The organism is Streptomyces sp. NRRL B-24572 (assembly GCF_002156145.1).
Lineage (GTDB): Bacteria > Actinomycetota > Actinomycetes > Streptomycetales > Streptomycetaceae > Streptomyces > Streptomyces vietnamensis.
This window is the reverse complement of sequence record NZ_MWIG01000271.1, coordinates 1,874-7,655: the sequence shown is the minus strand read 5'-3', so window position 1 is coordinate 7,655 and position 5,782 is coordinate 1,874. Positions and strand designations below refer to the sequence as shown.

At 72.8% G+C, this 5,782-nt stretch carries 5 protein-coding genes; 1 reads left to right on the top strand and 4 read right to left on the bottom strand.

What is annotated here, in order from left to right:
• Positions 1–1,491, bottom strand: a 1,491-nt coding sequence (locus CCN56_RS16935; RefSeq protein ID WP_086827756.1) for an NADPH-dependent 2,4-dienoyl-CoA reductase, incomplete at its 3' end; no start/stop codon positions are given.
• Between the two features lie 318 nt (positions 1,492–1,809).
• Between CCN56_RS16935 and CCN56_RS16930 the strand changes: the two genes are divergently transcribed.
• A complete protein-coding gene (locus CCN56_RS16930) occupies positions 1,810–2,754 on the top strand; it encodes a DUF11 domain-containing protein (protein ID WP_143664538.1) in 945 nt (314 codons plus the stop codon).
• Between the two features lie 96 nt (positions 2,755–2,850).
• Here CCN56_RS16930 and CCN56_RS16925 read toward each other — a convergent pair whose 3' ends face one another.
• The 3 genes from CCN56_RS16925 to dhaK are packed head-to-tail and all read right to left on the bottom strand — an operon-like array spanning position 2,851 to position 4,896.
• Entirely contained in the window at positions 2,851–3,258 is a 408-nt protein-coding gene (locus CCN56_RS16925) for a PTS-dependent dihydroxyacetone kinase phosphotransferase subunit DhaM (protein ID WP_086827752.1), read from the bottom strand.
• On the bottom strand, positions 3,255–3,890 hold the full coding sequence (gene dhaL / locus CCN56_RS16920) for a dihydroxyacetone kinase subunit DhaL (protein WP_179199867.1): 636 nt from the start codon (positions 3,888–3,890) through the stop codon (positions 3,255–3,257). The genes CCN56_RS16925 and dhaL overlap by 4 nt, the downstream gene beginning before the upstream one ends.
• 13 nt (positions 3,891–3,903) lie before the next feature.
• On the bottom strand, positions 3,904–4,896 hold the full coding sequence (gene dhaK, locus CCN56_RS16915; RefSeq protein ID WP_086827750.1) for a dihydroxyacetone kinase subunit DhaK: 993 nt from the start codon (positions 4,894–4,896) through the stop codon (positions 3,904–3,906).
• Between the last annotated feature and the right edge of the window lie 886 nt (positions 4,897–5,782).

Genomic DNA, 5,782 nt, shown 5'->3' with positions numbered 1-5,782 from the left:
CTCGCCGACGGGCGCGCCGTCCCGGAGCACATCGAGGTAGCTGAGGACGCTCGGGTGGTCCTCGCCCGCGATCCCGGGCGTGCGGGGGGTGACGCCGGTCGCGACGACGACCTCGTCGTAACCCTCCAGGTCGGCGGCGGACACGTACGTGTTCAGGCGGACGTCGATGCCGCGCTCGGCGAGCTGGACGCGGAAGTAGCGCAGCGTCTCGTCGAACTCCTCCTTGCCCGGCACCCGCTTGGCGACGTTCAGCTGGCCGCCGATCTCGGCGGCGGCGTCGAAGAGGGTGACGGAGTGGCCGCGTTCGGCCGCCGACACCGCGCACGCCAGACCGGCCGGGCCCGCGCCGACGACCGCGACGCGCTTGGCGAGGCGGGTGGGGGAGAGGACCAGCTCGGTCTCGTGGCAGGCGCGCGGGTTGACCAGGCAGGACGTGATCTTCAGGTTGAAGGTGTGGTCGAGGCAGGCCTGGTTGCAGCCGATGCAGGTGTTGATGGTGTCGGCGCGGTCGGCGGAGGCCTTGGCGACGAAGTCCGGGTCGGCGAGGAACGGGCGGGCGAGCGAGACCAGGTCGGCGCGGCCGTCGGCGAGGATCTCCTCGGCGACCTCGGGGGTGTTGATGCGGTTGGAGGTGACGAGCGGCACGGACACCGCGCCCATCAGCTTCTTCGTCACCCAGGTGTAGGCGCCGCGCGGCACGGAGGTGGCGATGGTGGGGATGCGGGCCTCGTGCCAGCCGATGCCGGTGTTGATGATGGTCGCGCCGGCGGCCTCGATCTCCTTGGCGAGCGCGACGACCTCGTCGAGCGTGGAGCCGCCCGGAACCAGGTCGAGCATGGAGAGGCGGTACACGAGGATGAAGTCCTCGCCGACGCGCTCGCGGATCCGGCGGACGATCTCCAGGGGGAAGCGGACCCGGTTCTCGTACGAGCCGCCCCAGCGGTCGGTGCGCCGGTTGGTGGCGGCGGCGATGAACTCGTTGATGAGGTAGCCCTCGGAGCCCATCACCTCGACGCCGTCGTACCCGGCCTCCTTGGCCAGCTCGGCGCAGCGCGCGTAGTCCTCGACGGTCTGCTCGACCTCGGCGTCGCTCAGCTCGTTCGGTACGAAGGGGCTGATGGGCGCCTTGACCGGGCTGGGGCCGACGAGGCCGGGGTGGTAGGCGTACCGGCCGAAGTGCAGGATCTGCATGGCGATCCTGCCGCCCTCGGCGTGCACGGCGTCGGTGATCAGCCGGTGCTCGGCGACCTCCTCGGCCGTGGTGAGCTTGGCGCCGCCGTCCCAGGGCCGGCCGGCCTCGTTGGGCGCGATGCCGCCGGTGACGATGAGGCCGACGCCGCCCCGGGCGCGCTCGGCGTAGAAGGCGGCCATGCGCTCGAAGCCGTGCTCGGTCTCCTCGAGGCCGACGTGCATCGACCCCATGATCACCCGGTTGGGCAGGGTGGTGAACCCGAGGTCGAGCGGGCTCAGCAGGTGCGGGTACGGGGTCATGGGGGCGTCTCCTCGCGCAGGGGTCGTCGACCTCAGTTCTAGGCGACCCCGAGGGCCTTCTGCAACTAGTTGCAGAAGAATCGGGGAGTGACGTCTACTACTCGGTAGCCTGCGGGTCCCCTTCGGTGATCCCCGCGCACGCGGGGGCGAGGGCGGGCGTCCGAGGCCTCGGCGGGGGCCCGGGCCTGCCTCCCCCAGGGGAGGCACGAGCACACACCGGCGTGGCGCACCGGGTAAGGAGATCGACTGGCGGATCGTCGCCGTGTCCGAGGTGTCCGAGCCGGACCCGGAACCGGCTCCCGAACAGAATCGGTGATCATGAGACACAGGTGCTCGCGCGGCCTGCCCCTCGGAGGCGTCCTCCTGGCGGGAGCGCTCACCCTGGCGTCCACGGTCGGCGCCGAGGCCCACCACGGGCCCGGGAACGCCGCTGCCCCGAGGCTCTCCCTCACCAAGATCGCGGACGCGGCCTCGGTCGACGCCGGTTCCGCCATCGGCTACACCATCGCGGTGACCGGCCAGGGACCGGGCACCGTCATCCGCGCCGCCCTGACCGACCCCCTGCCGTCGGGCGCCGGTGTCCAGTGGCAGATCACCCCGTCCTACGGCGGACCGGGAAGCTGCGCCCTGACGGGGCCGGCCGGGGGCCAGAGCCTGCGCTGCTCCTTCGGCAACCTGCGGAAGGGCGCACGGGCCGTCGTCCACGTCGCCGGTACCACGACGGCGGCGAGCTGCGGCACCTACCCGAACACCGCGACGGCGACCTCGCGCGGCGGCCCGCCCGTCACCGCCTCCGCCTCGACGACGGTCGTCTGTCCGCCGCCGTCCCCCGCGCTCAGCCTGACCAAGACCGCGGATGCCGCGGCGGTCAGCACCGGTGACCCGATCGGCTTCACGGTCACCGTCGACAACGGCGGCCCGGGGACGGTCAGGGGTGTCGAAGTGAGTGACCCGCTCCCCGGGGGTGCGGGCGTCACCTGGTCGCTGAGCCCCTCCGACACCGGGTGCGCGATCAGCGGCACGGCTTCGAACCAGACCCTCGCCTGCGAGTTCGGTGACGTGCCTCCCGGAGGATCGGTCTCCGCCCACGTGGTCAGCCCCACGACCTCGAACAGCTGCGGAACGTACCGGAACACCGCCACGGCAACCGCCGCCAACCACCCCGCCGAACAGGCGGCGGCGGCGGAGACGACCGTGTGCCCCGCACAGGCCGCCCGCACGGTCCCGGACGCCTCGACCACCCGAGCCGGACACACCGAATAGTGCTTGACCGGTGCGAGACACGGCCTCTGAGGCAGCGGGCCGGGCGGACTGCCCCGCGCGCCGGGGGCGAGCCGACGGTGCCGGCTCGCCCCCGGCTCACGCCTTGCGGTACGCGTACGCCTCCGAGGCCGCCGCCGCCACCGCGTCGAGGTCCCCGCCCGCGCTCGCCGTCACCAGCGCGGCGACCGCGCCCTCGACGAACGGCGCGTCCACGAGCCGTGCACCCTCGGGCAGTTCGTCGCCCTCGGCGAGCAGCGCCTTGACGGTGAGGACCGCGCTGCCCAGGTCGACGAGGAGCGCCACCCCGGCCCCCCGGTCGACGGCCTTCGCCGCCTCGCAGATCAGCTCGGAACTCGTCCCGAGCCCACCGTCCGGCGTCCCGCCCGCGGGCAGGACCGGCGCCAGGTCGCCCCCGCCGGCGAGTCCCCGGGCGAGTTCGGCGACGGACGCCGCGACCGCTGCGCTGTGCGAGACGAGCACGATGCCGACGGGCGCGGGGCTCATCGCGCCCCCTCCGCGCGCGCGGTGTCGGCGAGCGCCGCGAACAGCAGCGCCGAGGACGTCGCCCCCGGATCCTGGTGCCCGATCGACCGCTCCCCGAGATAACTGGCCCTGCCCTTGCGCGCCTGGAGGGGTACGGTCGCGAGGGCGCCCTTCTCCGCGGCGGCGCGGGCCGCCTCGTACGAGCTCCGCAGCCCCTCCACGGCCGGCACGAGCGCGTCCAGCATCGTCTTGTCGCCCACCTGGGCGCCGCCCAGCTGCGACACGGCGGCCACCCCGGCGCCGAGCGCCTCCGCCAGCCGCTCCCGGGTGACCTCGGCGTCCTCGCCCAGGGTCTTCCCGGCGCGCCGCAGCAGCGTCCCGTACAGAGGGCCCGAAGCGCCGCCGACCGTGGAGATGAGCTGCCGCCCGGCGGCGGTGAGCACGGCGCCGGGACTCGTCGGCGGCTCCTTCCCGAGCACCTCCGTCACGGCGGCGAAGCCCCGCTTGAGATTGGCGCCGTGGTCGGCGTCGCCGATCGCCGAGTCCAGCTCGGTGAGCCGGTCCGCCTCCCGGTCGACGTCCTCGGCCACCGCGGCCAGCCAGCGCACCAGGAACCCGGCGCCGAAGGTCTCCGTCACGTCGTCGCTCCCCATGCCCATCCCCGTCTCACCGGCCCCAGCGCAGCGCGGGCGTCTGCACCGGAGCGTCCCACAGGCGCAGCAGCTCCTCGTCGACCTCGCACAGGGTCACCGAGCAGCCCGCCATGTCGAGCGAGGTCACGTAGTTCCCGACCAGGGTCCGGGCCACCGGCACGTGCCGCTCGGCGAGCACCCGCTGCACCTCGGCGTTGAACCCGTACAGCTCCAGGAGCGGAGTCGCGCCCATCCCGTTGACCAGGGCGATGACCGGCCCGTCCGGACGCAGGTCCTCCACGACGGCGTCGACGGCGAAGTCGGCGATCTCCCGCGAGGTCATCATGGGCCGCCGCTCCCGGCCCGGCTCGCCGTGGATGCCGATCCCCAACTCCAGCTCGCCCTCGGGGAGATCGAAGGTGGGACTGCCCTTGGCGGGGGTCGTGCAGGCGCTCAGGGCCACCCCGAAGGACCGGGACCGCTCGTCGACCCGGCGGGCGATCGCCTCGACCCGCTCCAGCGGCTGCCCCTCCTCGGCGGCGGCCCCGGCGATCTTCTCCACGAACAAGGTGCCCCCGGTGCCGCGCCGACCCGCCGTGTACAGACTGTCCGTCACCGCCACGTCGTCGTCGACGAGGACCTTGGCGACCTGGATGCCCTCGTCCTCGGCGAGTTCCGCGGCCATCTCGAAGTTCAGCACGTCACCGGTGTAGTTCTTGACGACGAACAACACCCCGGCCCCGCTGTCGACGGCGGCCGCGGCCCGCACCATCTGATCGGGCACGGGCGACGTGAACACCTCACCCGGACACGCGGCCGCCAGCATCCCGGGCCCCACGAACCCCCCGTGCAACGGCTCGTGCCCGGACCCGCCGCCGGACACCAGCGCCACCTTCCCCGCCACGGGCGCGTCCCGCCGCACCACGACCCGCCGCTCCACGTCCACGGTCAACTCGGGATGAGCCGCGGCCATCCCCCGCAGTGCATCGGCGACGACGGTCTCCGGAACGTTGATCAGCATCCTCACGGATACCTCCTGGTGAGACTGGCAGGCGTGTGGCTGAGCAGACTTTTCGCAGTTCAGAGGGGATGAGACCGGTTGTTGATCTTGGCGGTTCACGGCGCCCGGGGGTGGTCCCGAGCGGTACTGATGCCGACCTGTTGCCGACTTTTCTGACCGTCCGTCAGGGTGGTTCGGGCTGGGTGCTCTTTGCACTTGTGCATGATGGCGCAATTATCCGCCTGGGAGTGCGGTCGCGCACCGGTGCGTCGCGGCCGCCGGTGACCGATCCCGTGCCGGCAGGCTTCGTGCGGCACCCCGGGGCTCAGCTGTGGCCGGCTGGATGGAGGCAGGCCGCATGGAGACGCATGCGCGAGACGCAGACCACGGATGAGCCGGCAGGCAATACAGTTCTTGGCCGTGCACTCCCTGGTGAGGAGTCCGTCGCGGCGCACTGGGGAAGTGGTGCGCGAGGGGGCTGGCGGGGCGGCGGGCAAGGCGGGCAACCGGTACGAGAACTGGTGGACCGCGCCGAAGGTCGCGGACCTCCTGCGCGGAGCGGCCTCGCGGATCCGTCTTGAGCCTGTGGGGCAGGCTGGTGAAGGCATTGAGTTCCAGCTCGTGGCCAGGGGGAGGCCTGGTGCGATCAGGTGAAGGACGTTCCTTCGCGGGGGCCTTGGACGCTGCGATCCGCGGCAGCCCTTCTCAAGGCCGTCGCCACCGTCCTGTCCCGGATCGCGGCGGCTGAGCCCAGGCGTACGTGGACAACATCCTGTCCTTCGTACTCCGCACCGCAGAGTCCGACGAGGCCTACGCCGGGCGGTCGGACAGTCGTTGGTCGTACCGACAACGGGACGGCAGCGGCGTCAGTGCCGAGCTGCTCCCTGCCCTCGACACCGCCTTGCGCGCCCGG